Below are 391 nucleotides of genomic sequence, written 5' to 3' on the forward strand. Positions count from 1 at the left end.
ATCCTGGGCGATGCCTCCAAGGTGCAGTTCACGCAGGTGAACTCGTCCACGCGCGAGCAGGTGCTGATCAACGGCCAGGTGGACACGGTCATCGCCACTTATTCCATCACGCCCGCGCGCGCCGAGAAAATCTCCTTCGCCGGGCCGTACTACACCTCGCAGGCCGGGGTGCTGGTGAAGGCGAACAACCAGGCCATCCAGTCCTACAACGACCTGGGCGGCAGGAAGGTCGCCACGCAGGCAGGCTCCACGGGCCCGGCGATCCTCGCGCAGTTCGCGCCCAAGAGCACCGTGCAGGAGTTCCAGACGCACCAGGAAGCCCTGGATTCGCTGCGCCAGGGCCGCGTGGCCGCCTACGTGACCGACTACACGCTGCTGCTCAATACCCTGA

1 protein-coding gene is annotated in these 391 nt (G+C 65.7%); it reads left to right on the plus strand.

Going from position 1 to position 391, the window contains the following annotated elements; genetic code table 11:
• Positions 1 to 391 (plus strand): transporter substrate-binding domain-containing protein (locus KDL01_RS47390; RefSeq protein ID WP_212534377.1); only part of this gene is annotated, 391 nt, incomplete at both ends.

It is taken from the genome of Actinospica durhamensis, assembly GCF_018139695.1.
GTDB lineage: Bacteria > Actinomycetota > Actinomycetes > Streptomycetales > Catenulisporaceae > Actinospica > Actinospica durhamensis.